21 protein-coding genes and 1 pseudogene are annotated in these 25,291 nt (G+C 75.1%); 18 read left to right on the top strand and 4 right to left on the bottom strand.

The features are described 5' to 3' along the window. The first annotated feature begins 98 nt into the window (after positions 1 to 98). From AES38_RS07260 to AES38_RS07295, 8 genes are all read left to right on the top strand, one after another. Positions 99 to 1,004 (top strand): ABC transporter ATP-binding protein, encoded by a 906-nt coding sequence (locus tag AES38_RS07260; protein WP_053774400.1) that lies wholly within the window; start codon positions 99 to 101, stop codon positions 1,002 to 1,004. Beyond that, complete coding sequence (locus tag AES38_RS07265; RefSeq protein ID WP_053774401.1) at positions 1,001 to 1,699, top strand: ABC transporter permease; 699 nt, start codon at positions 1,001 to 1,003, stop codon at positions 1,697 to 1,699. Before AES38_RS07260 ends, AES38_RS07265 begins: the two co-directional genes overlap by 4 nt. Then, positions 1,696 to 2,421 carry an ABC transporter permease gene (locus tag AES38_RS07270; protein ID WP_053774402.1) on the top strand — a complete coding sequence of 242 codons (726 nt, stop codon included), beginning with the start codon at positions 1,696 to 1,698 and terminating at the stop codon, positions 2,419 to 2,421. The genes AES38_RS07265 and AES38_RS07270 overlap by 4 nt, the downstream gene beginning before the upstream one ends. 14 nt (positions 2,422 to 2,435) lie before the next feature. Further along, positions 2,436 to 3,362, top strand: coding sequence for an ABC transporter substrate-binding protein (locus AES38_RS07275; RefSeq protein ID WP_053774403.1), 927 nt, complete (start codon positions 2,436 to 2,438; stop codon positions 3,360 to 3,362). A gap of 140 nt (positions 3,363 to 3,502) precedes the next feature. Further along, complete coding sequence (locus AES38_RS07280; RefSeq protein ID WP_242430751.1) at positions 3,503 to 3,952, top strand: DUF3618 domain-containing protein; 450 nt, start codon at positions 3,503 to 3,505, stop codon at positions 3,950 to 3,952. Further along, positions 3,949 to 5,169 (top strand): type III polyketide synthase, encoded by a 1,221-nt coding sequence (locus AES38_RS07285; RefSeq protein ID WP_053775721.1) that lies wholly within the window; start codon positions 3,949 to 3,951, stop codon positions 5,167 to 5,169. The genes AES38_RS07280 and AES38_RS07285 overlap by 4 nt, the downstream gene beginning before the upstream one ends. After that, complete coding sequence (locus tag AES38_RS07290; RefSeq protein WP_053774404.1) at positions 5,169 to 5,882, top strand: class I SAM-dependent methyltransferase; 714 nt, start codon at positions 5,169 to 5,171, stop codon at positions 5,880 to 5,882. Before AES38_RS07285 ends, AES38_RS07290 begins: the two co-directional genes overlap by 1 nt. After that, positions 5,879 to 7,069 carry an FAD-dependent oxidoreductase gene (locus AES38_RS07295; RefSeq protein WP_053774405.1) on the top strand — a complete coding sequence of 397 codons (1,191 nt, stop codon included), beginning with the start codon at positions 5,879 to 5,881 and terminating at the stop codon, positions 7,067 to 7,069. The genes AES38_RS07290 and AES38_RS07295 overlap by 4 nt, the downstream gene beginning before the upstream one ends. Here the strand turns inward: AES38_RS07295 and AES38_RS07300 are convergent. Further along, positions 7,062 to 7,907 (bottom strand): UbiA family prenyltransferase, encoded by an 846-nt coding sequence (locus AES38_RS07300; protein ID WP_053774406.1) that lies wholly within the window; start codon positions 7,905 to 7,907, stop codon positions 7,062 to 7,064. The genes AES38_RS07295 and AES38_RS07300 overlap by 8 nt on opposite strands. Continuing rightward, positions 7,904 to 8,374, bottom strand: a complete 471-nt coding sequence (locus AES38_RS07305) for a GNAT family N-acetyltransferase (RefSeq protein WP_053774407.1) — start codon at positions 8,372 to 8,374, stop codon at positions 7,904 to 7,906. The genes AES38_RS07300 and AES38_RS07305 overlap by 4 nt, the downstream gene beginning before the upstream one ends. Before the next feature lie 57 nt (positions 8,375 to 8,431). Between AES38_RS07305 and AES38_RS07310 the strand changes: the two genes are divergently transcribed. Then, complete coding sequence (locus tag AES38_RS07310) at positions 8,432 to 8,968, top strand: GNAT family N-acetyltransferase (RefSeq protein ID WP_053774408.1); 537 nt, start codon at positions 8,432 to 8,434, stop codon at positions 8,966 to 8,968. A gap of 283 nt (positions 8,969 to 9,251) precedes the next feature. Here the strand turns inward: AES38_RS07310 and AES38_RS07315 are convergent, their stop codons facing one another. Continuing rightward, positions 9,252 to 9,701, bottom strand: a complete 450-nt coding sequence (locus AES38_RS07315) for a hypothetical protein (protein ID WP_053774409.1) — start codon at positions 9,699 to 9,701, stop codon at positions 9,252 to 9,254. A 383-nt stretch (positions 9,702 to 10,084) separates the two neighbouring features. Between AES38_RS07315 and AES38_RS07320 the strand changes: the two genes are divergently transcribed. Genes AES38_RS07320 through cydC form a run of 4 tightly spaced genes read left to right on the top strand, consistent with a single transcriptional unit; the run spans position 10,085 to position 15,944 of the window. Then, positions 10,085 to 11,497 (top strand): cytochrome ubiquinol oxidase subunit I, encoded by a 1,413-nt coding sequence (locus AES38_RS07320; RefSeq protein WP_053774410.1) that lies wholly within the window; start codon positions 10,085 to 10,087, stop codon positions 11,495 to 11,497. A 1-nt stretch (position 11,498) separates the two neighbouring features. Then, positions 11,499 to 12,503, top strand: coding sequence for a cytochrome d ubiquinol oxidase subunit II (gene cydB / locus AES38_RS07325; RefSeq protein ID WP_053774411.1), 1,005 nt, complete (start codon positions 11,499 to 11,501; stop codon positions 12,501 to 12,503). Positions 12,504 to 12,510: 7 nt separating this feature from the next. Then, a complete protein-coding gene (cydD, locus tag AES38_RS07330) occupies positions 12,511 to 14,274 on the top strand; it encodes a thiol reductant ABC exporter subunit CydD (protein WP_053774412.1) in 1,764 nt (587 codons plus the stop codon). Then, positions 14,271 to 15,944, top strand: a complete 1,674-nt coding sequence (gene cydC, locus AES38_RS07335) for a thiol reductant ABC exporter subunit CydC (RefSeq protein WP_053775722.1) — start codon at positions 14,271 to 14,273, stop codon at positions 15,942 to 15,944. The genes cydD and cydC overlap by 4 nt, the downstream gene beginning before the upstream one ends. A 38-nt stretch (positions 15,945 to 15,982) precedes the next feature. On the opposite strand, the gene AES38_RS07340 is transcribed toward cydC, so the two are convergent. Beyond that, positions 15,983 to 16,804 carry an aminotransferase class IV gene (locus AES38_RS07340; RefSeq protein ID WP_053774413.1) on the bottom strand — a complete coding sequence of 274 codons (822 nt, stop codon included), beginning with the start codon at positions 16,802 to 16,804 and terminating at the stop codon, positions 15,983 to 15,985. A gap of 53 nt (positions 16,805 to 16,857) precedes the next feature. On the opposite strand from AES38_RS07340, the gene AES38_RS07345 reads away from it, so the two are divergent. From AES38_RS07345 to holA, 5 genes and pseudogenes are all read left to right on the top strand, one after another. After that, entirely contained in the window at positions 16,858 to 18,423 is a 1,566-nt protein-coding gene (locus AES38_RS07345) for an anthranilate synthase component I family protein (RefSeq protein WP_081001862.1), read from the top strand. 25 nt (positions 18,424 to 18,448) lie between these two features. Beyond that, the gene (leuS, locus tag AES38_RS07350; RefSeq protein WP_053774414.1) at positions 18,449 to 21,007 is read left to right on the top strand and encodes a leucine--tRNA ligase; all 2,559 of its coding nucleotides are present in this window, start codon (positions 18,449 to 18,451) and stop codon (positions 21,005 to 21,007) included. Positions 21,008 to 21,152: 145 nt separating this feature from the next. Beyond that, on the top strand, positions 21,153 to 22,271 hold the full coding sequence (locus tag AES38_RS16305; RefSeq protein WP_244629141.1) for a ComEA family DNA-binding protein: 1,119 nt from the start codon (positions 21,153 to 21,155) through the stop codon (positions 22,269 to 22,271). A 986-nt stretch (positions 22,272 to 23,257) separates the two neighbouring features. Beyond that, a pseudogene (locus tag AES38_RS16310) lies at positions 23,258 to 23,938 on the top strand (ComEC/Rec2 family competence protein); the annotation flags it as partial. A gap of 242 nt (positions 23,939 to 24,180) precedes the next feature. Next, on the top strand, positions 24,181 to 25,209 hold the full coding sequence (gene holA / locus AES38_RS07365) for a DNA polymerase III subunit delta (RefSeq protein ID WP_053774416.1): 1,029 nt from the start codon (positions 24,181 to 24,183) through the stop codon (positions 25,207 to 25,209). Positions 25,210 to 25,291 lie beyond the last annotated feature (82 nt).

A 25,291-nucleotide genomic window follows, 5' to 3' on the forward strand; every position in this document is an offset into this window, starting at 1 on the left:
TCAGCGGACGCCCCGGTGCGGCCGATCGGCGCCGGTCGTGGTTCGCTGGTGTGCCTGGCAAGTGTCGATTCGTAGCGCATACGAGGAATGAGCCACCCATGATCGAGTTCCACCACGTCCGCAAGCAGTACCCGGACGGCACGCTCGCGATCGAGGACTTCAGCCTCGTCGTGCCGTCGCAGACGACGACCGTCCTCGTCGGATCCTCCGGCTGCGGCAAGACGACGCTCATGCGCATGATCAACCGCATGGTCGAGCCGACCGACGGCCGCATCGAGATCGACGGCACCGACATCGCCACCCAGGACGCCGTCAAGCTCCGCCGCAGCATCGGCTACGTGATGCAGAACTCGGGCCTCCTGCCGCACCGCAAGGTGGTGGACAACATCGCGACCGTGCCCCGCCTCACGGGCGTCGACAAGAGGACGGCCCGCGAGCGCGCGCTCGCGCTCATGGACACCGTGGGCCTCGACCGCTCGATGGCCGACCGCTACCCGTCGCAGCTCTCCGGCGGCCAGCAGCAGCGCGTCGGCGTCGCCCGCGGGCTCGCGGTGGACCCGAACATCCTGCTCATGGACGAGCCGTTCGGGGCCGTCGACCCGCTCGTGCGCGACGACCTGCAGCAGGAGCTCATCCGGCTGCGCACCCAGCTCGACAAGACCGTGGTCTTCGTCACCCACGACATCGACGAGGCGTTCCTGCTCGGCGACCAGGTCGTGATCCTGGAGAAGGGCGGCCGCATCGCCCAGCAGGGCACGCCGCAGGAGATCCTCTCGAACCCGGCGAACGACTTCGTCCGCGACTTCGTGGGCGCCGACAAGGGCAAGCGCGCGCTGCACGTCGAGGACACCGGCACGGGACGGGTGCTCGTCGACCGCGACGGCCGGCTCGTCGGCGTGCTCGACGACGCGGGGCGCTCCGACGCCGCACCGGCATCCGCATCGGACGAGGCGGGGGCCGCGCACGCCCCCGGTGCTCCGGCGCAGGGTGCGGGACCCGCGTGAACTGGGTCATCGCCAACATCCAGACCGTCCTGGACCTGGCCGCGGCGCACGTCGCGCTGGCCGCGCCGCCGGTCCTCCTCGGGCTCGTCATCTCGCTGCCCCTCGGCTGGCTCGCCAACCGGTACCGGCGCACCCGCGGCGCCCTGCTCACCATCGGGGGAGCGCTGTACACGATCCCGTCGATCGCCCTCCTGCTCGCGATGCCGGCGATCATCGGCACGAACATCCTCGACCCCCGCAACGTCGTCGTCGCCCTCACCGTGTACGCCGTCGCCCTGATGATCCGCATCACCTCGGATGCGCTCGCCTCGGTGTCGGAGGACGTCAAGCAGTCCGCGACCGCCATGGGCTACGCCGGCTGGGCGCGCTTCTGGCGGGTCGAGCTGCCGCTCGCGGGCCCCGTGCTCCTCGCCGGGCTCCGCGTCGTGTCCGTCAGCACCGTGAGCATGGTGACGGTCGGCTCGCTCTCGGGGATCCTGAGCCTCGGGACGATGATCCTGAGCGGGTACCGCCGCCAGTTCTACACGGAGATCATCACCGGGATCGTGGGCATCGTCGTCATCGCGCTCGTCTTCGACCTGATCCTCCTGCTGGCCGGGAGGCTCCTCATGCCGTGGTCGACGCAGCCGTCCCTGCGCGCCCGGACCCGATCGGCGCGCCGCGCGGCGCTCGTCACGGATGCGAGCGCGTCATGAACCTCTTCGCCGAGGCCTTCGCCCTCCTCCTCGACGCGTCGCGATGGGCGGGTCCCACCGGCTACGGGACGCGCCTGCTCGAGCACCTGGGCTACACCGCCCTCGCCATGGGGGTCGCCGCCGTCATCGCCATCCCCGCGGGTCTCTACATCGGGCACACCGGCCGCGGACGCAACGTCGCCGTGGCGTTCTCCGGCGGGCTCCGCGCGCTCCCCACCCTGGGCGTCCTGGTCCTGCTCGGGCTCCTCTTCGGCATCGGGCTGACCGGCCCGATCCTCACCTTCTCCCTCCTCGGCATCCCGCCGCTCCTGGCCGGCGTCTACTCCGGCGTCCAGGCCGTGGACCGCTCGGCGATCGACGCCGCGCGCGCCGTGGGGATGACCGAGACCCAGATCCTGGGCCGGGTAGAGATCCCGCTCGCGCTGCCGCTCATGATCAGCGGCTTCCGGGCCGCGATCCTCCAGGTCATCAGCACGGTCACCCTCGGCGCCTACCTCGGGCTCGGCGGGCTCGGCCGGGACATCTTCACGGGTCTGACGACCCGGAACTTCCCCCTCCTGCTGGCGTCGGCGATCCTCGTCACCGTCCTGGCGCTCCTCGTCGACGCGCTCCTCGCCGTCGTGCAGCGCGCCGTCGTCCCACGCGGCGTCGTCGCCGCAGCCGGACGCACCCCCGACTCACCGCGCGCCTCGTCGAGGCCGGCGGTCAGCACCACATCCTGAAAGGAACACAGCACATGTCCCACAGCATCACCCGCCGGCTCCTCGTCGGCACCGTCGCGCTGGGCACCGCGATGGCCCTCGCCGGCTGCTCGTCCGGCGACCCCCTCGACACCTCGGGCGGGTCGGCGTCCGCCGCGCCCTCCGACACCATCTCCGTCGGATCCGCCGCCTTCGGCGAGAACGTCATCCTCGCCGAGGTCTACGCGCAGGCCCTCGAGGCCAACGACGTGAAGGTCACGCGGAACCTGCAGATCGGCGAGCGCGAGGTGTACCTCAAGGCGCTCGAGGAGGGGTCCATCGACCTCATCCCCGAGTACACGGGCAACCTGCTCGCCGCCTACGACACCGACTCGAAGGCGACCTCGAGCGACGACGTCTACTCCGCGCTGGGCGCCGCCCTGCCGGAGGGCTTCGAGGTGCTCGACGAGTCGCCCGCCGAGGACAAGGACTCCTACAACGTCACCAAGGAGTACTCCGAGTCCAACGGCGTCACGAGCCTCTCCGACCTCGAGGGCAAGGCCGTGCGCGTCGGCGGCGGCGCCGTGCTGGGCGAGCGCGAGTACGGGATCCCCGGCCTCACCGACGTCTACGGCGTCGACGCGAGCCTCGTCACCATCGAGGACCAGGGCGGCCCGAACACCGTCAAGGCGCTCCTCGACGGCCAGGTCGACATGGCGAACATCTACTCGACCACCCCCTCGATCCTCGACAACGGCTTCGTCACGCTGAAGGACCCCGAGAACCTCATCAAGGCGCAGAACGTCGTGCCGCTCGTGAAGACGGCGAAGATGAACGCCGACATCACCGCCGTGCTCGACAAGGTCTCGGCCGCGCTGACGACCGAGGACCTCACCGAGATGAACCGCCGCAACCAGGGCGACGAGAAGGCGGAGCCCGCCGCCATCGCCGCCGACTGGCTGAAGGAGAAGGCCCTCTTCTAGGAGGACCGACCGGGCGGCGACGCCCGGATCCGCGAGGGGTCGACGCGCGAGCGCCGGCCCCTCGCTCCGTCGGTCGTGACGTGCCCGACGGAGCAGAATGGACCCACCGCACGTCCGTCCCCGACGACAGGAGCCCGCGCATGGCGAAGAAGAAGTCCCCGACCGGCGAGGTGAGCGTCCTCGGCGCGGTGACCACGGTCGCCCGCGAGGTCCGCAAGCACAAGACGGTCGCCGAGTCCGCGCCGCACGGCCAGGGCGCGAACATCCCGCCCGCCCCGAAGCGCAGCCCCGAGGAGCTGAAGCGCGACATCCAAGCCGGCCGCGAGGAGCTCGCCCGCACCGTCCGCGAGCTCGAGACCGCGCTCGACGTGCCGGCCCGCGCGTCCGAGCTGAAGGCCGAGGCCTCGGGACGCGCCCGCCGCATCCGCGACGGCGTCACCCGGCGCGTCCGCAGCGCCACGGAGGACGTGACGACCCGCACGCGCGCCTTCACCCGGAAGGACCCCGCCATCGCCGCGTCCATCGGCGCGGGCGCCGTGGCCGTCGTCATCGCGGTGGGCGCCGCCGTCGTCTCCGGCGGCCGACGCTGATCCCCTCGATCCGCTCCATCGCGACGGCGGTGCCGCCCACGGTCCTCGCGCAGGACGGCGTGCGGGACATGTTCGGCAGCCAGCCGGAGCTCGGGCGGCTCGGCACGCGGCTCGTGTCCGCGGCCTTCGGGGCCTCGGCGATCCGCACCCGGCACACGGTGATCCGCGAGCTCGGCACCGCCCCCGGCATGGCGGGGGCCGACGACCCCGTCGACCCCGACGACGGGGAGCCCGTCTTCTACGACCGCGCGACCGGCCGGATCCTCACGCCCGGCACCGGCGCGCGCAACGACGCGTACATCCGCGAGGCGCCGGCGCTGCTGCTCGGCGCCGCGCGCCAGGCGGTGGAGGAGGCCGTCGGGATCGAGGCGGCGGACGTCACGCACGTCGTCACCGTCTCCTGCACGGGCTTCTACGCCCCCGGCCCCGACTACGCCGTCGTGCGCGGCCTCGGCCTCGGCGCCTCCACGCAGCGCTTCCACCTCGGCTTCATGGGCTGCTACGGCGCGTTCCCGGCGCTCCGGATGGCCTCGCATTTCTGCGCCGCCGACCCGGACGCCGTCGTCCTCGTCGTGTGCGTCGAGCTCTGCTCGCTGCACCTGCACTCCTCGGGCGACGCCGACACGATCGTGGCCTCGTCCGTGTTCGCCGACGGCGCCGCGGCGGCGATCGTGACCGCGCGGCCGGCGCCCGCCGGTTCCACCGTGCTCGACCTCGACGCGTTCGAGACCGTGCTCACGCCGGTCGGCGAGGACGACATGGCCTGGACCATCGGCGACCAGGGCTTCGACATGGTGCTCTCGAGCTACGTGCCGAAGATCATCGACGAGCACATCACGGGCGCTCTCGAGCCGCTGTGGGCGCAGGTGCCCGCGCTCGCGGGCGTGGCGCCCGCGGCGATCGAGGACTGGGCGATCCACCCGGGCGGCAGGAGCATCCTCGACCGGGTCGAGGACCGGCTCGCGCTCGCGCCCGCGCAGCTGGCCGCGTCCCGCTCGACGCTCGCCGAGGAGGGCAACATGTCGAGCGCCACGGTGCTGTTCGTGCTGCGGCGGATCCTGCACGGGACGCCGCCCGCTGACGTGCCGGGCCGAGCGGACCTCGCGGAGGGCGCGTCCGCGGCCGCCGCGGGACCCGGCGCCGGCCGCGTGTGCGCCATGGCGTTCGGCCCCGGCCTCACCGTCGAGACGGCGCTCATGACCCGCCGCACCGCCTGATGGACCTGTCCCGGCGGGACGCGGAGCTCACCGAGCTCATGGACGACCCGGACTGCGACCCCGAGGCGCTCGAGCGGACGTACGCGCGGTTCGGGCTCGTCAACCGCGTCGTCGCGGGCTGGCGCGGGGTGTACCGGTCCCGGATCCGCCCGCTGCTCGCCGCCGACCGCGGGACGACGCTCCTCGACATCGGCTCGGGTGGCGGCGACGTGCCGCTCGCCCTCGCCCGGTGGGCCCGGCGCGACGGCCTGCGGCTCGCGGTGACGGGCATCGACCCGGATCCGCGTGCCGCCGCCTTCGCCCGCTCGCGCCCCGCTGACCCGGACGTGCGCTTCGTGGCCGCGTCGAGCGCGGACCTCGTGGCCGACGGCCGCCGGTTCGACCTCGTCACGAGCAACCACGTCCTGCACCACCTCGACGACGCCGCGTTCGACGCGCTGCTCGCCGACTCCGCGGCGCTCGCCCCGCGCGCCATCCACAGCGACATCGCGCGGAGCCGGTTCGCGTACGCGGCGTACGGGCCCCTGTCGCGCCTCGTCGCTCGCGGGTCGTTCGTGCACGTGGACGGGCTGCGGTCGATCCGCCGCAGCTGGACGCCCGTCGAGCTCGCCCTGCGCGCGCCCGCCGGCTGGCGGGTCGAGGGCGCGCTGCCGGCGCGGGTGCTGCTCGTGCGCGATGCGACCGCGCCGGCGGCCCCCGGCGTCGCGCCGTGACCCGCCTCGACGCGCTGGTCGTGGGCGGCGGGCCCGTGGGCATCCACCTGGCCGCGCTCCTCGCGCAGGCCGGCCTCGACGTGCGCGTCTGGGAGGCCCGGCCGGAGCCCGCGCTGCTGTCGCGGGCCATCGGGATCCACGCGCCGTCGCTCGACGCGTTCGACCGGCTCGGCGTCGCCGGTGAGATGGTGGCGGAGGCGGTGCTCGTCCGCACCGGGATCGCGATGGCGCGCGGCCGCGCCATCGGCCGGGTCAGCTTCGCCGGGGTCTCCGCCACGCACCCCTACGTCGCCGCGCTGCCGCAGTGGCGCACCGAGGCGATCCTCACCCGGCGCCTCGGCGCGCTCGCGCCCGACGCCCTGCGCCGCGGCGTGACGCTCACCGCGCTCCAGGTCGATCCCGTGGAGGCGCCCGGCGGCGGCGTCCGCGCGACCGGCACGGACGCGGACGGCCGACCCGTCGAGGTCGACGCGCGTCTCCTCATCGGGGCCGACGGCACGCGCGGCGTCGTCCGCGGCCTCCTCGGGATCGGCGTCGACGAGCGCCCGCTGCCCGACCGCTTCCTCATGGGGGACGCGCCCGACACCACCGACGGCGGCGACGACGCGGTCATCACGCTGCACCCCGACGGCGTCGTCGAGTCGTTCCCGCTGCCCGGCGGCATGCGCCGCTGGGTCGTCGGGCTGCGTGCGGGGGAGCGGGAGGGGGATCCCGCGGAGGCCGTCGCGGCGACCGTGCGGGAGCGCACCGGGTACGTCGTGCGCGCCGCCGACCTCGGGCCGGTGAGCGGCTTCGGCGTCCGCCGGCGGCTGGCGCGGCGCATGTCCGCGGGGCGCGCGCTCCTCATCGGCGACGCGGCCCACGAGATCAGCCCCATCGGCGGGCAGGGCATGAACCTCGGCTGGCTGGACGCCGACGCCCTCGCGCCGATCCTCGCGGACGCCGTCCGGGCGCGGGACGGCGTGCCGCATCCCGCGCGCATCGCCCGCTGGGAGCGCGACCGCATGGCGAGCGCCCGGCGCGCGGCCGTGCAGTCGGAGATCAACACGGCGCTCGGCCGGCCCGTCCGCGGCCTCACGCGCATCGTCCGCGACCAGGGACTCCGCGCGGTCCTCGCGTCGCCCGCCGCCGCGGGCCTCGCGTCCGTCTACGCCATGGGACGGGACGCGGGCGCGCGCGTCAGGTGAGGCGCGTCGCGTTCAGCGCGACCTGGGCGACGAGCAGCAGCGACGCCGCCATGATCAGCTGGAACAGCAGCCGCCCGGGCGGGCGCGTGACGACGAGCACGGCACCCCATGCGGCGACGGCCAGCATGATCGCGAGGCCGCCCAGGGCCAGCGGCGTCAGCGCGAGCCCGGGATCCGCGAGCACCGGGCCGACCGTCGCGGCCAGCGCCCCGAGCGCGAGCGCCCCGAACGCGACGAGGCCCGACGGGACGCGGCCGAGCCGGTGCGGCAGGCCGCGGACGCCGGTGCGCGCGTCGTCCTCGAGGTCGGGCAGCACGTTGGTGAAGTGGATGGAGACGCCGAGCACCCCGCCCGTGATCCCGGCCCACGCGGCGGCGGGCACGGGATCGGCGGCGCCGAGCGCGACCACCGTCGGCAGGATCCCGAACGCGACCACGAACGGCACGACGCTGACGGCCGTGCGCTTGAGGCCGGCGTTGTAGGCCCAGCCGGATCCCACCAGGACGACGTGCGCGAGGAGGAACAGCGGCCCGAGCGCCGCGGACGCGACGAGGCAGGCCGCCGCCGTGCCGAGCGCGGCCGCCCGCACCTGCGCCACGGTCACCTCGCCGCGCGCGACGGGCTTGTCCGCGCGGCCGACGCTGCGATCGCGCTCCGCGTCGATCCAGTCGTTGGAGAACCCGATCGACAGCTGCCCGAGGAGCACGGCCAGGGCGACCGCGACCACGCGCCCGAGCCCGTAGCCGAGCGCGACCGCGAGGCCCGCGGCGAGCACCGTCACGGTGGCCGTCGGCCCCGGGTGCGAGGAGAGGGCGAGGAGCCGGAGCCGGTGGATCACGCGAGCGTCAGCCCGTAGCAGCGCGAGCCCTCGGAGTCGGCGTAGGCGCCGAAGCGGGGGATCTCGATCCAGCCCTCGCGCGCGTAGAAGCGCATCGCGTCGGGCTGCTCGGGGCCGGTCTCCAGCACCAGGTCGACGACGCCGAGCTCGCGGGCCGCGTCCTCGAGCGCGCGGAGCAGGGCGGTCGCGACGCCCGTGCCGCGCGCGGCGGGGACGACGTACATGCGCTTGAGCTCCGCCCACGGCGTGCCGTCGCCGCGGTCGGCGAGCGGGCGGATCGCCCCGCAGCCGATGGGCGTCCCGTCCGCGTCGCGCGCCACGAGGAACGCGGCCACGTCGGCGGCGGTGGGCTTGGTGCCCGGCTCCGTGTCGCCGCCGTAGCGGAGGTCGAGCTCGGCGCGCTGGGCGGCGCGGAGCAGGGTCGCGTCCTCGTCGTCCCACGGGACACGGGCGATCGTGGGGTGCATGCCTCGATCCTGCCCCACCCGGTCGTCGGCTCCCGACCGCTCCGCTAGCCTGCCGGGATGAGGATCCGCCCCGCCGAGCCCCGTGACATCGACGACCTGCTGGAGATCCGCAACGACGCGATCCTCCACGGCACGGCGCTGTGGATGGACGAGCCGGTCGACCGCGCCGAGCGCGAGCGCTGGTACGAGGAGACGACGGCCGCGGGGGACCCGATCCTCATCGCCGACGTGGACGGCCGCGTCGCCGGCTACGGCACCTACGGCCCGTGGCGGAGCAAGTCCGGGTACCGCTTCTCGGTGGAGGACTCGGTCTACGTGCGGGACGCGTTCCAGGGCCGGGGCATCGGCCGGGCGCTCGTGGAGGAGCTGATCGCGCACGCGCGGGCCGCGGGCAAGCACGCGGTGTTCGCGGACATCGAGGCGGGCAACACGGGATCCATCCGGCTGCACGAGCGCCTGGGCTTCCGCCAGGTGGGGCTGCTGCCCGGCATCGGCTGGAAGTTCGGCCGGCCGCTCGACCTCGCGATCCTGCACCTGCCCCTGGTCGACGCCGCGGCGGCCGGGGACGACGCCGCGGGCGACCGCACGGCCTGATCCGACGGAGGACGGCCGAGAGGCCCGGCACGGGGCGCGGGAACGCCACGGGTGCCGGGCCTCTCCGGAGAAGCCGGTCCTTCGGGGGACGGGGGATCTCCGTGGTCCGGGAGCAGTCCCGTCCGGGGGGGGATGGACGGACGTGCTCGTCGGGTTGCGAGCGCCAGGCCCAAGGGGGGGTAAGGGCCGTGCGCTCGTGGACGACTCTATCCGGGTCCCCCTTTATGCGGACACCCCCGCGTGGCCCCAGAAGGAGGGGCGTGCCCGGACGGGGCGACCCCGATCAGTCCTGCGACTCGTCGAGCTCGCGCCCGCCGCCGGCGACGACCGCGTCGCGCAGGGCGTGGAAGTGGTCGACCGTCAGGCCGTTGCGGAGGAGGTAGGGCTCGACGCCGCCGCGGCCGGCCAGCGAGTGCAGCGCGAGGATGACGGGCGCGGGATCGCCGTCGACCGCGTGCTGCGCGGCGTCCCGGACGTCGAGGCCGCCGGCCACGAGCGCGAGGGCGACGACGAGCGCGTCCTCCACGGTCGCGGTGCGGGCGTCGTACCGGGCGGCCGTGCCGGCCTCGACCCGGTCGGCGGCCTCGGCGACGCGCGCCGTGAGGTGCGCGCCGTCGGCCACGAGGAGCGCGACGAAGGCGGACGCAGGTGCCGACGCGGCGGGGGTGGCGGCCAGGACCCGGGATCCGTCGGCGAGGCCGGAGACGGGGGAGGCGGTCTCGGGGGAGGTCATGGCGGCGGCCCTTCGGTCGACGTGCGCGGTGCGGGTGGGTGCGGTGCCGGATCCGTGCCGACGACGGGAGCGGGACGGGGCGTCCCGCGGATGGCGGGCGCACCGGGTCCAGGCCGATCCGCCGCGTGCCCCGAGCCTCACCCGGCCGGGTGAACGCCGGGTGTCGGCGGCGCCGCCGGGCGGCGAACGCGACCCGACCGGGACGCGCCGCAGGGCTCGCGTGGATCGTCTACAAGTCGTAGAATCGAGGCGTCGCGATGGAGCCTCACCACCCGCACGATCCGCCCTCCACAGGAAGCGCATCCGGTCGCCATGACACCGCACCCCGCCCCCGCTGACCGCCCCGCACGCCGCATCGGCCGCCGCCAGAGCGGTCGCCCCGCGTGAACGAGCTCCTCGACCCGCTCGTCCTCTCCCGCTGGCAGTTCGGCCTCACGACCGTCTACCACTTCCTCTTCGTCCCGCTCACGATCGGCATGGCCTTCGTCTGCGCGCTCTACCAGACGGCGTGGGTGCGCACCGGGAAGCAGCACTACCTCCGGCTCACGCGCTTCTTCGGCCGGATCTTCCTCATCAACTTCGCGATGGGCACCGTCACCGGCATCGTGCAGGAGTTCCAGTTCGGCATGAACTGGTCCGAGTACTCCCGCTTCGTCGGCGACGTGTTCGGCGCCCCGCTCGCGCTCGAGGGCCTGCTCGCGTTCTTCCTCGAGGCGTCGTTCATCGGCGTGTGGATCTTCGGCTGGGACAAGCTGCCGAAGGGGCTGCACCTGGCGTCCATCTGGGTGGTGTCGGTCGCGTCGATCCTGTCGGCGTACTTCATCCTCGCGGCCAACGCCTTCATGCAGAACCCCGTGGGCTACCGCATCGACGAGGCCCGGGGGAGGGCCGAGCTCACCGACATCGGGGCGCTCCTCACGAACAAGGTCGCGCTCGCGGCGTTCCCGCACACGATCTTCGCGGCCTTCATGTGCGCGGCCGCCGTGATCATCTCGGTCGCCGCGTGGCACCTGTCGCGCAACCAGCACCTCGAGACGATGATGCCGGCCATGCGGTTCGGCATGTGGTTCATGGTCGTCTCGGGCGCGCTCACCATCCTCTCCGGCGACCAGCTCGGCCTCGCCATGGTGCAGACGCAGCCGATGAAGATGGCCGCCGCCGAGGCGCACTACGACACCTCCTCCGGCGCCGCCGCCTCGTTCTCGCTCTTCACCTGGGGCACGCCCGACGGATCGAGCGAGCTGTTCTCCATCCGGATCCCGTACCTGCTCTCGTTCCTCTCCACGCACACGCTCGACGGCACGGTCGAGGGGATCAACGACCTCCAGGCGCAGTACGTCGCGAGCTACGGCCCCGGCGACTACACGCCCACCATCTGGGTCACGTACTGGGCGTTCCGCTGGATGATCGGCTTCGGCATGGCGGCCATCGGCGTCGCGGTCGCGGGCCTCTGGCTCACGCGCCGGGGCCGCGCCATCACCCGGCCGTGGATGTGGAAGGTCGCCATCTGGGCGGCGCCGCTGCCGCTGCTCGCGATGACGGTCGGCTGGATCTTCACGGAGATGGGCCGCCAGCCGTGGATCGTGTTCAGCCTGCTGCAGACGTCGTCCGCGGTGTCGCCGAACGTGACCGGGATCCAGGTGCTGCTCTCGCTCGTGGCCTTCACGGTCGTCTACGGGTCGCTCGCCGTGGTGGAGTTCCGCCTCATCCTGAAGGCGGCGCAGAAGGGGCCGGAGCCCGAGCGGGAGCCGGACCCCGAGACGGGCGAGGTCGTCCGGGAAGCGAGCGTGTACTGAGATGGACCTGCCCACCCTCTGGTTCGGCCTCATCGCCTTCCTCTTCGTCGGCTACTTCGTGCTCGACGGCTTCGACTTCGGCGTGGGGATGAGCCTGCCGTTCCTCGCCAAGGACGACACCGACCGGCGCGTGCTCATCAACACCATCGGACCCGTCTGGGACCTCAACGAGACGTGGCTCATCGTCGCGGGCGCCGCCCTCTTCGCCGCGTTCCCCGAGTGGTACGCCACCATGTTCAGCGGCTTCTACCTGCTGCTCGTCGCGATCCTCATCACGCTCATCCTCCGCGGCGTCTCGTTCGAGTTCCGGCACCAGGGGGCGTCCGACCGGTGGCGCGGCTCGTTCGACCTGATGATCGTCGTCGGCTCGGTCGTGCCGTCGTTCCTCTGGGGCGTCGTGTTCGCGAACGTGGTGCGCGGCGTGCCCATGGACGGGAACCACGACTACACGGGATCCACGCTCGACCTGCTGAACCCCTACGCGCTCCTCGGCGGGCTCACGACGCTGTCGCTGTTCCTCGTGAACGGGCTGCAGTTCGCGGCGCTGAAGACCGACGGGCCGATCCGGGCCCGCGCCCGCGCGCTCTCGGTGCGCATCGGCGCCGTCGCCATCGTGATCGCCGCGGCCTTCCTCGCGTGGACGACGCTCGCGCACGGATCCGCCCTGTCCGGGCTCGTCTCGGCGCTGGCCGCCGTGGCGCTCGTCGGCTCGTACCTCGCGAACGTGCGGGGACGCGAGCGGTGGGCGTTCGGCCTGCTCGCGGCGACCATCGCCCTCGCGGTCGCCAGCCTCTTCACGGCGCTGCACCCGTATGTGATGCCCGCGTCGAACGACCCGGCGAACGGCCTCACGCTCGAGAACGCGTCGTCGTCGCCGTACACGCTGACGATCATGACGTGGGCCGCGGGCTTCGCGCTGCCGCTGATCCTCGCCTACCAGGCGTGGACGTACTGGGTGTTCCGGAAGCGCATCACGCGCGCCGTCATCGCCCGGGCCGCCCACTGACGCGGCCGTGAAGCCCCTCGATCCGCGGCTGCTCCGGCACTCCGCCTCCGCCCGCGCGATGCTGGCCGCGGGCGCCGCCGTGGGCGTCGTGCAGACCCTCGCCCTCGTCGCCTTCTGCTGGTCGCTCACGCAGCTCGTCGTCCGGGCGATCGGCGGCGCCGACGCGGCGGCGCTCGGGCCCGTGCTCGCCCTCGTGGTCGGATCCGCCGTCCTGCGCGGGCTGGCCGCCTGGCTCCTCGACGTGACCGGGGCCCGCGGCGCCGCGCGGGTCACGGCGGAGCTCCGGCGCCGCGCGCTCCAGGCGATCGCGGACCTCGGCCCCCGATGGACCGCGAGCCGGAACCGGGGTCGGCTCGCGACCGTCGTCGGTCCCGGGCTCGACGCGCTCGAGCCGTACTTCGCGCGCTACGTGCCGCAGCTGATCCTCACGGCCCTCGCGACGCCGATCGTGGTGGCCGTGCTCCTCGCCCAGGACCTCGTCACGGGGATCACGGTGATCGCGACGCTGCCGGTCATCCCCGTGTTCATGGTCCTCATCGGCTGGGCGACGCAGGAGGTGCAGCGGCGGCAGTGGTCCCGGCTCACGGAGCTCGCCTCCGGCTTCCTCGACGTCGTCGACGGGCTCTCCACGCTGCTCGTCTTCGGCCGCGCGCGGCGCCAGACGGCGCGGATCCGCCGGGTCACCGAGGAGTACCGCGTCGAGACGATGCGCGTGCTGCGGATCTCCTTCCTCTCCGGCTTCGTGCTCGAGCTCGCGGCGTCGCTGTCGGTCGCGCTCGTCGCGGTCTCGGTGGGGGTCCGCCTCATCGGCGGCCAGCTCGACCTCGAGGTGGGCCTGTTCGTGCTGCTGCTCGCGCCCGAGGCGTTCCTGCCCATCCGGCAGGTGGGCGTGCAGTTCCACGCGGCCGCGGAGGGCGTCGCCGCGTCCGACGACGTGCTCGCCATCCTCGACGAGGCGGCGTCCGCGCCCGCGGGGACGATCCCGGCCGGGGACCGGGATCGCGCGACGGGCCCGGCGGGGGACGCCCTCGTGATCCGCGGCCTCGGCGTCGAGCACGACGGACGCGCCGTGCTGTCCGGGCTGTCGGCGCGCTTCCCGCGCGGGCGCGTCACGGCCGTCACCGGACCGAGCGGGGTCGGGAAGACCTCGCTCGTGGCGGCGATCCTCGGGCAGCTGCCCGCGACCGGGGCCGTCGGCTGGGTCGACGACGCCGATCCCGACGCGGTGCCGCGCCCGATTTCCCCCGCGCACATCGCCTGGGCGGGGCAGCGTCCCGGACTCGTGGCGGGCACCGTGCGGGAGAACGTCGCCCTCGGCGTCGACGACCCCCACGACGACCTCGTCCGGCGGGCGCTCGCGCTGGCCGACGCCCGCGGGATCGACCCCGACCTGCTGCTCGGCGTCGGCGGGCAGGGGCTCTCGGGCGGGCAGGCGCAGCGGGTCGCGGTCGCGCGCGCCGTGCACCGCGCGCTGGCGCTCGACTGCCCGATCGTGCTGCTCGACGAGCCGAGCTCGGCCCTCGACGCCGCGTCCGAGCTGCGCCTCGCCGCGGGGATCCGCGCGCTCGCCGACCAGGGCCGGGCGGTCGTGGTCGTGACCCACCGCGGCGCCCTCGTGCGCGCCGCCGACGCCGAGCTGCGGCTGGGTGACGGCGGATCCGCGGCGGACGCACCCCCGGAGCTGCCGCAGCGGCGCGCCGATCCCGCACTCGGCCTCGCCGTCGCCCGCATCGCGCCCGAGCCTGCGTGGCGCGCGCAGGTGGCCCCGTGAACCGCGACGACGTCCTCCGGCTCGCGCAGCCGCCCGTCCGCCGCGCGCTGCCCGGCCTCCTCGCCGGGCTGGCGAGCGCGGTCGGCGCGGTGGCGCTCCTCGCGACGTCGGCGTGGCTCATCACGCGCGCGTCGGAGCAGCCGCCCATCCTCTTCCTCGGCATGGCGATCGTGGGCGTGCGCGCCTTCGCACTCGGCCGCGCCGCGTTCCGGTACCTGGAGCGGATCACGAGCCACGACGCCGCGTTCCGCGCGCTGGCGACGCTGCGCGTGGGCGTCTTCGAGCGGATCCTGCCGTTCGCGCCCGCGGGCCTCCGCGACACGCGCCGCGGCGACCTGCTGACCCGGCTCGTCGGCGACGTCGACCGGCTGCAGGACCTCCCGCTCCGGGTCGTCCAGCCGCTCGCCGTGTCGGTGCTCGTGCAGGCGGCCAGCGTCGCCGTCGTGTGGGCGGTGCTGCCCGCCGCCGGGATGGCGCTCCTCGCGGTGCTCGCGGTGGCGCTCGCGGTCGGGGTGGGCGCGACCACCGCGATCGCGGGACGGGCCGAGACGCGCATCCAGCCGTTGCGGGCCGCGCTGCAGGACCGGGTGCTCGACCTCGTGGGCGGCCTCGACGTCCTCACGGCGTTCGGCGCGCTGGACGCGCGGCTCGCCGAGGTGGACCGCGCCGCCCGGGCCCTCCGTCGCGCCGAGCTGCGGAGCGCCGCGGCCGCGGGCGTCACGACGGGCGTCGTGCTCGCGGGCACCGGCGCGGTAGCCGGCTGGACGGTGCTGCAGGGCGTGCCGGGCCTGGCGTCCGGCACGCTGGATCCGGCGTGGCTCGCTCTCGCCGCACTGGTGCCGCTCGCGCTGGTCGAGCAGGCGGCGTCCGTGCCGCTCGCCGTGCAGGCGTGGCGCCGCGTGCGGACGAGCGCGGACCGCGTGGCGGGCGTCGTGCCGGCCGCGCTGCCGGTCGAGATCCCGCGCGAGGGCGGTGCGGACGAGCCGGACGCCGACACCGCGGCTGCCGCGCCGGCCGGCACGTGCGCGCTCGAGGTCCGCGGCCTCGTCACCCGCTGGCCGGGCGCCGACCGCGACGCGCTCGCGCCGGTGTCGCTCGCGGTGCGACCGGGCGAGGTCGTCGTGGTGCGCGGCCCGAGCGGATCCGGCAAGTCGTCGCTCGCGGCGGCCCTCGCCCGCTTCCTCGAGTCGGAGGGCGCGTACGAGCTCGACGGCCGGGACGCTCGGGGCATGCCACCGTCGGCGGTGCGGCGGATCGTCGGCCTCTGCGAGCAGGCGCCGCACCTGTTCGACGCGAGCATCCGGCAGAACCTGCTATTCGCGCGCGAGGAGGCGACCGACGACGAGCTCGTGGCGGTGCTCGCGCGGGTCGGGCTCGCGGGGTGGGCGGCCGAGCGCGGCGGACTGGACGCCCGCGTCGGCGACCGGGGCGCCCTCGTCTCCGGCGGCCAGGCGCAGCGCATCGCCCTGGCGCGGGCCCTGCTGGCCGACTTCCCCGTCCTCGTGCTCGACGAGCCGACCGCGGACGTCGACGCCGAGCGCGCGCATGCCGTGCTCCGCGACGTCCTCGCGGCCTCCCGCGACCGCGGGCGCGGCGTGCTGCTGCTGACGCACATGGACGTGCCGGACGACCTCGTCGACCGGACGGTGGAGCTGGGTCGCGCCGTCTGAGGCGCCGCTGCCGACGGCTCGGGGCTGTCGGGCGCGCCTCAGGCCGCCGGCAGCTCGCGGCGCAGCGCGGCGAGCCGCGTGCGCCAGGCGCGCGCCCGGCCGGGCTCCGCGGCGACCGCGGGCCCGTCCACCCAGCCGCGCACCAGGCGGATCCCGTGCAGCGCGCTGACCGCCCACACCTCGCGGCCGTCGAGGTCGGCGGGGGTGGCCCTCTCGTGCAGCACGTCGACGCCGAGCGCCGTCGCGAGCGCGACGATGCTGCGCTCGGTGACGCTCGGGATCCGCGGCACGTCGCCCTCGACGACCGCCAGGGCGTCGCCGTGCCACCACAGGATCGCGCTGTACGCGCCCTCCACGATCGTGCCGTCGGCGGCGAGGATCACCGCCTCGCCCGCGCCGTGGCGGGCCGCGCGGCTCCGCAGGGCGCCGAGCGCGTGCAGGTCGGGGCCCTTGACGCGCGGCATCGTCCGGGGATCCGGGCCGTCGTGGTCGCGGAGCACCACCGAGGTCGTCCGCTCCGGCGCGGGTCGGAGGAGGAGGCGCGCGACGTCGCCGTCGGGCCCTCGCAGCGCCTCGACGCGCGGGAACCACGCGCCCGCGCGCGGCAGGGCCCTGGCCGCGGCGTCGAGGAACGCGGCCGGATCCGCGACCGCGGCGGACTGCGCCCGCAGCGCGGCGAGGAAGCGCTGCCGGTGCACGTCGAGCGCGAGCACGCGGCCCTCGTCGACGAGGAACGAGTCGGCCGCGAGCACCCGGTGCCCGGCCGGGCGGGCCTCCTCGGCTCCTCCTCCACCGGCCGGATCCGCGACGTCCGCCGCCCAGCCCGCGGGGGTCCACCGGAGGATCGTCTCGGAACTCATACCCTTGAGGCTAGGCGGCCGCCGGGTGCGCTCACGACACCGGGAGGCCGAGCATGCACGAGCACGCCGCGCGCACCGCCGCGCCCGTCGTCGGCCGCCGCCTCGCCGCCTGGCACGATCCCGAGGAGGCGTTCCTGGCGCTCCTCGCGCCCGCGTCCGCCGGCGACGTCGCCTGGCTGGACGACTCGGCGGGGGAGAGCTGGAGCTACCTCGCGGCGTCCGCCGGCACCGTCGCCGCATGGCCCGACGGGGTGTTCGCCGGGCTCGCGGATCTGGTGCCGGGCCCCGCCGAGGCCGAGGTCCGGATCCCCGTCCCGGACGCGGACGCGGATCCGCTCCCGGACCGGCTCGCGTTCCGCCTCGGCGTCGTCGGGTGGATCCCGCATGACGCGTGGCCCGAGACCGTCCCGCTGCACCACGCCCCGCCGCGAGTGCCCGCCGACGACGCCGACGACGACCCGGCGGCTCCGGCGGCGTTCCTCCGGGTCGAGCGCCTGCTCGCGTACGACCACGCGGCACGCGAGGTGTGGGCGGTCGCGCGCGCGGGGGATCCGTGGCCCGACCTCGTGGAGGACGAGCTCGCCGCGGCGCGCGCCGCCCGCACCGGCCCGCCCGACACGGGCGGTCCCGACGACGCCGACGCGGAGCCGCTCGGCGCCGACCCCGTCTGGCGTCACGACGACGCCGCCTACCTCGCGCTCGTGCGCTCCTGCCAGGAGTCCATCCGGCGGGGCGACGCGTACCAGCTCTGCCTCACGAACGCCGCGCGCGTGCCGGGCGTCGTGGATCCCGTCCGCGTGCACCTCGCCCTCCGCGCCCTCAGCCCCACCCACCACGGCGCCTTCCTCCGCGTGGGCGGCACGGCGCTCGTCAGCGCGTCGCCGGAGCGCTTCGTGGAGGTCGACGCCGGCGGCACGCTGCGGACGCTGCCGATCAAGGGCACCAGGCCCCGGCACACGGACCCCGTGGCCGACGCGCGCGCCCGCGCCGAGCTCCTCGCGAGCGAGAAGGAGCGCGCGGAGAACGTGATGATCGTCGACCTCATGCGCAACGACCTCAGCCGCGTGTGCGTGCTCGGCTCCGTCCGCGTCACGAGCCTCTTCGCCGTCGAGGCGTACGCGCAGGTGCACCAGCTCGTCAGCCGCGTGGAGGGCGAGCTGGCGCCGAGCGTATCCGCGGTGGACGCCGTGCGGGCGCTGTTCCCCGCGGGATCCATGACCGGCGCCCCGAAGTCGGCGGCGGTCGGCATCCTGGCCGCCCTCGAGCGCGGTGCGCGCGGGATCTACGCGGGCGCGTTCGGCTGGTTCGGCGACGACGGCCGCGCCGACCTCGCCATGGTGATCCGCTCGGTCGTCGTGACGGACGGCCGGGCCACGGTCGGCGCGGGCGGCGGCATCACCGCGCTCTCGGTCCCGGAGGAGGAGCTCGAGGAGGTGCGGGTGAAGGCGGCGCCGCTCCTGGCGGCCGTCCGGGCGGGTCGCGTGACCTCCGCGGCGGCCCCGCGCGCGGCCGCCCGCCCCTCCCCAGGCCGACATCCGGGGCGTGATCCGCGCCCGCACCGGCCGTTCGGGAGCGGCCCGGCGCGTTCACTAGTCTTGTCGAGGCCTCGACGGCCGTGACCCCCGCATCGAATCGAGAGCGCCCTTGGCACACGAGACACCCGACACCCCCGGCGAGACCTACGACTTCCGCGCCATCGAGGCCGAGTGGTCCGAGGTGTGGGAGCGCGAGCAGCCCTTCCGCACGCCGGACGCGAGCGACACGCGCCCGCGCAAGTACATCCTCGACATGTTCCCGTACCCCTCGGGCGACCTGCACATGGGCCACGCGGAGGCGTTCGCGCTCGGCGACGCGGTCGCGCGCTACTGGCGCCAGCAGGGCTTCAACGTCCTCCACCCCATCGGCTGGGACTCCTTCGGCCTCCCCGCGGAGAACGCCGCCATCAAGCGCGGCGTCGACCCCCGCGAGTGGACCTACGCGAACATCGACACGCAGAAGCAGTCGATGAAGCGCTACGGCCTGTCCTTCGACTGGGAGCGCGAGCTGCACACGAGCGACCCCGAGTACTACACGTGGAACCAGTGGCTGTTCCTCAAGATGCACGAGAAGGGCCTGGCCTACCGGAAGGACAGCTGGGTCAACTGGGATCCGGTGGACCAGACCGTGCTCGCGAACGAGCAGGTCCTGCCCGACGGCACGTCCGACCGCTCCGGCGCCGTCGTCGTCAAGAAGAAGCTCACGCAGTGGTACCTGCGCATCACCGACTACGCCGACCGCCTCGTCGACGACCTCAACCAGCTCGAGGGCAAGTGGCCGTCCAAGGTGCTGAACATGCAGCGCAACTGGATCGGCCGCTCCGTGGGCGCCGAGGTCGACTTCGTGGTCGAGGGCCGCGACGAGCCCGTCACCGTCTTCACCACCCGTCCCGACACGCTGCACGGCGCCACCTTCATGGTGGTCGCGCCCGACAGCGACCTCGCGGCCGAGCTCGTCGAGGGCGCGTCCGACGAGGTGCGCGAGCAGTTCCGCGGCTACCTCGAGCGCACCCAGCGCCTCAACGAGATCGAGCGCTCCACGACCGACCGCCCGAAGACCGGCATCCCGCTCGGCCGCACGGCCGTCAACCCGGTCAACGGCGAGCGGATCCCGATCTGGGCCGCCGACTACGTGCTCGCCGACTACGGGACGGGCGCGGTCATGGCCGTCCCCGCGCACGACCAGCGCGACCTCGACTTCGCGCGCGCCTTCGACCTGCCCGTGCGCGTCGTGGTCGACACCACGCAGCCCGTCACGGGCGCCATCCGCATCATCCCCGAGGACGGCGAGCTGCCCGACCTGGAGGAGGTGCTGCCCGGTCGCACGGGCGTCGCGCTCCCCGGCGAGGGCCGCCTCATCAACTCCGGCTCGCTGAACGGCCTCAGCAAGCAGCCCGCGATCAAGCGCGTCATCGAGCAGCTCGAGGCGGAGGGGCGTGGCCGGGCGGCCAAGAACTACCGCCTGCGCGACTGGCTCATCTCCCGCCAGCGCTTCTGGGGCACGCCCATCCCCATCGTCTACGACGAGCAGGGCACCGAGATCCGCGTGCCCGAGGACCAGCTCCCCGTGCGCCTGCCCGACACCGAGGGCCTCGACCTCACGCCCAAGGGCAAGTCCCCGCTCGCGGCCGCCACGGAGTGGGCCAACGTGCCGAGCCCCGTCGACGGCAGCCCGGCCGTGCGCGACCCGGACACCATGGACACGTTCATGGACAGCTCCTGGTACTGGCTGCGCTTCCTGTCGCCGAACGACGCCACGAAGGCGTTCGACCCGGCGGACGCCGACCGCTGGGCTCCCGTCGACCAGTACGTGGGCGGCGTCGAGCACGCGATCCTGCACCTGCTGTACTCGCGCTTCATCACCAAGGTGCTCTTCGACCTCGGCTACGTCACCTTCACCGAGCCGTTCAGCGCGCTGCTGAACCAGGGCATGGTGCTCTCCGGCGGCAGCAAGATGTCGAAGAGCAAGGGCGGCGTCGACCTCGGCTCCGAGATCGACCGCCACGGCGTCGACGCCATCCGTCTGACCATGGCGTTCGCCGGTCCGCCCGAGGACGACATCGACTGGGAGGACGTCTCCCCGTCCGGATCGGCCAAGTTCCTGGCCCGCGCCTGGCGGCTCACGGGCGACATCACCAGCGCGCCCGAGATCGACTGGAAGACGGGGGACGAGGCGCTCCGCCGCGTCACGCACCGGTTCCTCGCCGAGACCCCGGGCATGCTCGAGGCGTTCAAGTTCAACGTCGTCATCGCGCGCACCATGGAGCTCGTCAACGCCATCCGGAAGACCATCGACCAGGGCGCCGGCGGCGGCGACGCCGCCGTGCGCGAGGCCACGGAGGTCGTCGCGGTGGCGCTCAGCCTGTTCGCGCCGTACACGGCCGAGGACATGTGGAAGCGCCTCGGCCGCGAGGGCTCGGTCGCGTTCGCCGGCTGGCGCAAGGCCGACCGGAACCTGCTCGTGGTGACCACGGTCACGGCGGTCGTGCAGGTCGACGGCAAGGTGCGCGACAAGCTCGAGGTCGACGCCCGCATCGGCGCCGACGAGCTCGAGGCCCTGGCGCGCGAGACGCCGGGAGCGAAGCGCTCCACGGCGGGCCGCACCATCGACAAGGTCATCGTGCGCGCGCCGAAGATCGTGAGCATCACCACCACGCCCGCCGCGTAGCGAGCGGCTCGCGCCACGGCGCGCGGAGACGAGGGCGGTCCGGTGACGGGCCGCCCTCGCTCCATCCCAGGGGCTCATCGCGTCGGGGATCCCCAGACCGCGGCCCTCGGGTCCCCGGGCGCGATGCAGGACCTACCGTGCGGGCATGCGTCCCCTCCGCCGATCCCGCAGCCGACCCGTCGACGTCGAGTCGGATGCTCGGGGACGGGGGCCATGGCCCTCTGCCGATCCCGTCGACCTGCGGGGCGGATCGCCCGGCGGCGACGGCTCGGGCGCGCGCTCCGAGGATGCGCACCCCGGGCGTGAACGCGAGGGTCGCCCCGCGGACGACGATTTCTCGCCCGAGGATCTGTTCCCGCCCGACGACGCGTTCCCGTTCCCGTTCCCGTTCCCGGAGGGCGTCGACGTCGGACTGCAGGCGTCCGGGTCCGCGACGGCCGCGGAGCCCGCCCGCGCGTCGGCCGTGTCCCCGGGAGCACCGCTGCCCGGGCAGCGCATGCGCGTGCGCCTGCGCGTCGGCATCGGGGCGGCGGCGGCGCTGGTGGGCGCGGCGCTGGTCATCACGATCCTCGTGACCGCGTTCCAGGGCGCCCAGGGCGGCACGACGACGGCGTCGTCCGGCGCGGGGTCGACGTCCGCCGAGCATCGTGCCCCGGGATCATCGGGCCGGGGAGCCCGCGCGTCGGAGGACGACGACGCTGCGGCCGGCGCGTCGGCCGGATCGCCCGGGGAGGGCGCCGGAGCCGATCCCGGCGCGGTGGGCTCGGAGGCCGCGGGCGCGGGAGACGCGGATGCGGACGACCCGCCCGGCACCGGATCGACGACCCCCATCTACGTGCACGTCGTCGGTGCCGTCGTGTCGCCGGGGCTGTTCCCGCTCGCGCCGGGCAGCCGCGTCGTCGACGCCGTCGCGGCCGCGCACGGCTTCGCGGACGGCGCGGACCCTTCCGGAGTGAACCTCGCGCGCGTGCTGACCGACGGCGAGCAGCTCGTGGTCCCGCGGCAGGGGGAGACGGCTGCGCCCGCCGCACCGGGCGCGACCGGAGCGTCCGCGGCCGGGGCGAGCCCCTCGACCCCGGTGGACCTGAACACGGCGACCGCCGAGCAGCTCGAGACGCTCCCGCGCGTCGGCCCGTCGCTCGCGGCGCGCATCATCGCGTGGCGGTCCGCACACGGGAGGTTCACGCGGGTCGCCGACCTCGGCCGGGTGCCCGGCATCGGCGACCGCACGCTGGCCTCGCTCACGCCCCTGGTCCGCGTATGAGCCCGCCGGCGCGGAGCGGTCGCGGAGGTCGGGCCGGGGGAGGCGCGCGGGGGCGTCGCGCACCGACGTTCCTCCGTCGAGGCGCGTCCGGGCAGGTCGACCTCCGGCTCGCGATCCCCGCCGCCGTCGGATGGGCCTCCACCGCGATCGCCGTCGGCGTGCGCGGAGCGGCCGCGATGCTGGCGGTCGCGTCCGCCTCGGTGGCCGTCGTGGCGGTCCTCGCGGCCCTCGGCACCGCGCGCCGCATGCGGTCGATCCGCTTCGACCCCACGGCCGCGCGTCTCGGCCCCGCCGCGCGTCTCGGCCCCGCCGCGCGTCTCGGCCCCGCCTCGCGTCTCGGCCCCGCCTCGCGTCTCGGCCCCGCGTGCATCCGCGTCGCTGCCGTCGTCGCGGTGACCGCCGGGGTCTCCGCGCTGCTCCTGGGCGCGGCCGCGGCACGCGAACCGCTCCGTCACCCCGCCGCGCTCGATGCGGCGGCCGCGGCCGACGGGATGGTCGTCGCCGACATCGTGCTCGACGAGCCACCGGCACCGGTGGCCTCCCATCCCGGCGGCGGATCGGGCTCCGCCGGGTCACGCGTGCGACTGGTCGGCCGGCTCCTGGCGCTGCACGTCGGGCAGGGGCCGCACGGGCGGGCGACGGACGGCACGGTCGTCCTCCGCGCGCCCGTGCCCGTCGTCGTCTTCGCGAGCCGACCGGGCGCCGACCGGAGCGGACCCGGGGGCGGGCACCTCGGCGTCGGGACCGTCGTGCGGTCGAGCGCGGCCGTCCGCCCCGCGGATCCGGCCGACCGCGCGGCGTACCTGCTCCTCGCCCGCGGCGCGCTGGAGCAGACGGCACCTCCGGCGGGACCGCTCGCCGCCGCGGACGGGCTGCGCGCGGGTCTCTCGCACGCCGCGACCGCGCTCCCCGGTCCCGGCGCGGAGCTGCTCCCCGGACTCGCGATCGGTGACGTGTCGGCCGTGGCGCCCGACCTCGCCCAGACCATGAAGGACAGCTCGCTCACGCACCTCACCGCCGTGTCCGGCGCGAACTGCGCGGTCATCGTGGGCCTCGTCCTCGCGCTGTCCGCCGCGATCGGCCTGCGGCGCCCCGGACGCGCGGTCGCGGCCCTCGCCGCCCTGGGAGCCTTCGTCGTGCTGGTGACCCCGCAGCCCAGCGTGCGCCGCGCCGCGGTCATGGCCGCCGTGCTCATCGGCTCCACCGCGAGCGGCCGGCCGGCCCGCGGGCTCCCCGCCCTGTCGCTCGCCGTGGTCGTCCTGCTGGCGGACGATCCCTGGCTCGCCCGCGACCTCGGGTTCGCGCTGAGCGTGCTCGCCACGGCGGGGCTCCTGGTCCTCGCGCCGCCGCTCGCCGAACGGCTGTCGCGGCGCATGCCGGGGCCGGTGGCCGACGCGCTGGCCGTCCCCGTCGCCGCGCAGGTCGCGTGCCAGCCGGTGCTGCTCGTGCTGCAGCCCGGGCTGCCCGTCCACGGCGTGCTCGCCAACGTCCTGGCCGAGCCGGCAGCGGCACCCGCCACCATCGGCGGCCTCGCGGCGTGCGTCCTGCTGCCCCTCTGGCCGGCGGCGGGCGACCTCGCACTGCGACTCGCCTGGCTGCCCGCGTCGTGGATCGCCGCGGTCGCATCCGTCCTGTCCGGCCTCCCGTGGGGCCGCGTCCCGTGGCCGACGGGGCCAGGGGGAGTCGCCGCCCTCGTCGTGGCGACGGCGCTGGTCGTGGCGGTGGTGGCGCTCGCCGGAGGCCGCAGCCCGATCGGCGACCCGCCGCCGCCCCGGGCCCGCCGATGCCGGCGACGGACGCGGGGACGGCCGATGTCCCACCCGACGGCTAACCTGGATCCGCTCGCGGCACCCGACCGCAGCCCACCGCTCCCGCCCACCTCTCCCGCCCACCGCTCGGAAGGACCCGCATGGCCGCCAGGACCTCCCGCAGCACCGCGGCCAAGGCGTCGGCCGCCATCCCGCAGCTCGCGTGGGACGCCGTGCGCCCCGCGCCCATCGTGCTGGTCTCCGGCACCGAGGCGCTCCTCGCCGACCGGGCCATGCGGCGCCTCCGCGACATCCTCACGGCCGAGGACCCGAGCATCGAGGTCTCCGACGTCGAGGCCGACTCGTACGCGCCCGGCGAGCTCATCACCCTCGCCAGCCCGTCGCTGTTCGCGGAGCCGCGGCTCATCCGCGTGGTCAACGTCGAGAAGTGCTCCGACCAGTTCCTGCTGGACGCGCTCGCCTACCTCGAGTCGCCGGCCGACGACACGTACGTGATCCTCCGGCACGCCGGGGGAGTGCGCGGCAAGAAGCTCCTCGACGCCGTGCGCGCCGGCACGGGCGGCGGCATCGAGGTCGTCTGCGCGGAGCTGAAGAAGGACAGCGAGAAGCACGACTTCGCCGTCGCCGAGTTCCGGGCCGCGAAGCGCTCGATCACGCCGGGCGCCGTCCGGCAGCTCGTCGCCGCCTTCCAGGACGACGTCAGCGAGCTCGCCTCCGCCTGCCAGCAGCTCATCTCGGACACCGCGCACGACATCACCGAGGTCACGGTCGACCAGTACTACGGCGGGCGCGTCGAGATCAACGCGTTCGCCGTCGCCGACTCCGCCATCGCCGGCCGCAGCGGCGAGGCCCTCGTGCTGCTCCGCCACGCGCTCACCTCGGGCGCCGACCCCGTGCCGCTCATCGCCGCGTTCGCCATGAAGATCCGCACGATGGCGAAGGTGTCGGGCGTCTCCGGCGCGTCGGGGCAGCTGGCGTCGAAGCTCGGCATGGCGCCGTGGCAGGTCGACCGGGCCCGGCGCGACCTCCAGCTCTGGGACGACGCAGGGCTCGGCCGGGCGATCGAGGCCCTCGCGGAGGCGGACGCGCAGGTCAAGGGCGGCGGCCGCGACGCGGTCTACTCGCTCGAGCGCATGGTCCGCACGGTCGCGTCCCGCGGCCGCGACTGACCACGACCGCCCGGTCCGCGCACGCGCCCCGGCGCCGGACATGACGAAGGGCCCCGCGCAGCGCGCGGGGCCCTTCGATCAC

Origin of the sequence: Clavibacter capsici, assembly GCF_001280205.1 — a bacterium.
Taxonomy (GTDB): Bacteria; Actinomycetota; Actinomycetes; order Actinomycetales; family Microbacteriaceae; genus Clavibacter; species Clavibacter capsici.

Coding starts and splice junctions, on each gene's coding strand:
- AES38_RS07340 (WP_053774413.1), bottom strand. CDS start 16,804: ATGAGTTCCGAGACGATCCTCCGGTGGACCCCCGCGGGCTGGGCGGCG.
- AES38_RS07315 (WP_053774409.1), bottom strand. CDS start 9,701: ATGACCTCCCCCGAGACCGCCTCCCCCGTCTCCGGCCTCGCCGACGGA.
- AES38_RS07345 (WP_081001862.1), top strand. CDS start 16,858: ATGCACGAGCACGCCGCGCGCACCGCCGCGCCCGTCGTCGGCCGCCGC.
- AES38_RS07280 (WP_242430751.1), top strand. CDS start 3,503: ATGGCGAAGAAGAAGTCCCCGACCGGCGAGGTGAGCGTCCTCGGCGCG.
- AES38_RS07270 (WP_053774402.1), top strand. CDS start 1,696: ATGAACCTCTTCGCCGAGGCCTTCGCCCTCCTCCTCGACGCGTCGCGA.
- AES38_RS07310 (WP_053774408.1), top strand. CDS start 8,432: ATGAGGATCCGCCCCGCCGAGCCCCGTGACATCGACGACCTGCTGGAG.
- AES38_RS07260 (WP_053774400.1), top strand. CDS start 99: ATGATCGAGTTCCACCACGTCCGCAAGCAGTACCCGGACGGCACGCTC.
- AES38_RS16305 (WP_244629141.1), top strand. CDS start 21,153: ATGCGTCCCCTCCGCCGATCCCGCAGCCGACCCGTCGACGTCGAGTCG.
- cydB (WP_053774411.1), top strand. CDS start 11,499: ATGGACCTGCCCACCCTCTGGTTCGGCCTCATCGCCTTCCTCTTCGTC.
- holA (WP_053774416.1), top strand. CDS start 24,181: ATGGCCGCCAGGACCTCCCGCAGCACCGCGGCCAAGGCGTCGGCCGCC.
- AES38_RS07305 (WP_053774407.1), bottom strand. CDS start 8,374: ATGCACCCCACGATCGCCCGTGTCCCGTGGGACGACGAGGACGCGACC.
- AES38_RS07290 (WP_053774404.1), top strand. CDS start 5,169: ATGGACCTGTCCCGGCGGGACGCGGAGCTCACCGAGCTCATGGACGAC.
- AES38_RS07275 (WP_053774403.1), top strand. CDS start 2,436: ATGTCCCACAGCATCACCCGCCGGCTCCTCGTCGGCACCGTCGCGCTG.